The sequence below is a fragment of the Mesorhizobium sp. P2_F7 genome (genome assembly GCF_056403695.1).
This window is the reverse complement of the sequence record NZ_JBFUFA010000036.1, coordinates 1-1,225: the sequence shown is the minus strand read 5'-3', so window position 1 is coordinate 1,225 and position 1,225 is coordinate 1. Positions and strand designations below refer to the sequence as shown.

Below are 1,225 nucleotides of genomic sequence, written 5' to 3'. Positions count from 1 at the left end.
GCATTGCCATCGGGCCGCGCCGTCAGCGTCGCCGTCAGGGACGTCAGGTTCGCCGAGTCGACGTCGGTCACCGTCGCCGAAGGCGTAATCACCAGCGGCGTCTGCTCCGTGAAGGAAGCCGTCGCGTCATTGCCGGCGCCGGCGCCGTTCAGATCAATGACCGGCGCATCGTTGACCGGCGTGACGCTGATCGTGACGCTGTGCGAGGCACTGCTGTCGGTGCCGTCGGTCGCAACGACGTTGACCGTCCGAGCCACCGTCGTCGGCGTGTCGCTGGTGTTGTTGTAGACGATGCCGTCGAGGATCGTCTGGTAGGTCGCCTTCGCGGCCGAGCCTGTGATCGACAGAATGCCGGTGCTTGCGGTGTAGAGCACCGTCAGTCCGGCTGCGGCCGCCGTGGCGCTGGCATTCAGCGACAGGGATTCGACCGCATTGCCATCGGGCCGCGCCGTCAGCGTCGCCGTCAGGGACGTCAGGTTCGCCGAGTCGACGTCGGTCACCGTCGCCGAAGGCGCGATCACCAGCGGCGTCTGCTCCGTGAACGAAGCCGTCGCGTCATTGCCGGCGCCCGCGCCGTTCAGATCAATGACCGGGGCGTCGTTCACAGGGGTAACGGTGATCGCGACCGTGTCGCTGTCGGTCAGGGCTCCGCCCGATCCGCTATTTCCGGCATCGTTGGTAAGGACGGTCAGCGTGTCGCCGCCGTTGAAGTCCGCAACGCCCTTGTAGACGACGTTGTTGAGCGCAGCCAAGGTGGTGTTGATCTGCGCCACCGTGCCGGTCAGCGTCACGGATCCGGTGCCGCTGCCCGAGACCGCGGCGCCGCCTGCCGATGCGACCGTCAGTGTGCCGTGCAGCACCGACAGTGTCGTGGTGATGTTGGTGGCGCTGCCAGCATCTACGTCGGCAATCGCCAGGCCGGTGACAGAAAGGTTGGTGTCCTCGGCGACCGTCTGCAGTGCCGGGACGGTATTCACCGGCGCGTCGTTCACACTGGTGACGTTGATGGTGAAGGTGTTGGCCGACTGGTCGAGATCGACGCCGCCATTGGCGGTGCCGCCGTTGTCCTGAACCTGGAAGGTGAAGTTCGCATAGGGCGAGCCGTTCTCGTTGGCATCCGCCACAAACGTCAGATTGCCGATGTCGGCGACCGCGATTGATTGGCCTGCCGTCACGTCGACGCCGCTCAGCTTGAGCACGCCGTTGCTCGCCAGCGTGGTGATCG

The 1,225-nt window shown here is 65.9% G+C and carries 1 protein-coding gene; it reads right to left on the bottom strand.

Annotation, left to right across the window (positions count from 1 at the left end):
- Positions 1–1,225 (bottom strand): hypothetical protein (locus AC1DZ8_RS33295; protein WP_477402407.1); only part of this gene is annotated, 1,225 nt, incomplete at both ends.